The sequence below is a fragment of the Vibrio sp. 378 genome, assembly GCF_033339435.1.
The window spans coordinates 1-523 of record NZ_JAWOUO010001163.1; the positions used below are offsets into that span (position 1 = coordinate 1).

Consider the following 523-nt stretch of genomic DNA (forward strand, 5'->3'; position numbering starts at 1 on the left):
CGAGACAGAAGCGACGATGATGGCGTCTTTTCGTTCGAGTAAAGCTTTGGTGGCAGACAAACGCATTTGCTCAATGTGAGCGTTCACTGACGCATCTTTTTCAATAAAGGTGTCAGTTGTAGGCACGTACGCTTCTGGTTGGTAGTAGTCGTAGTAAGACACAAAATACTCGACCGCATTGTTAGGAAAGAACGATTTCATTTCCCCATACAACTGGGCCGCGAGGGTTTTATTTGGCGCTAGTAAAATTGCAGGACGCTGTGCTTGAGCAATCACATTCGCTAGCGTGAACGTTTTACCAGAACCCGTTACACCTAAAAGCGTCTGATGCGCCAACCCCGCATCTAAGCCTTCTAATAATTGCTTAATCGCGGTTGGCTGGTCACCTGATGGTTGATACTCAGAGACCAGTTCATAAACTTTACTCATCCCCTTCCTCAATCTTTACTGCCTTTACTACGTTACGCTGTGTTACCACTTCTGCGCTGTATATATATACACCTTAGTAAACGAAATCTATGCC

The 523-nt window shown here is 45.3% G+C and carries 1 protein-coding gene; it reads right to left on the reverse strand.

The features are described from left to right. On the reverse strand, positions 1-429 hold a 429-nt coding region (locus R7Q48_RS30935), incomplete at its 3' end, for a DEAD/DEAH box helicase family protein (RefSeq protein WP_225492692.1). Positions 430-523 lie beyond the last annotated feature (94 nt).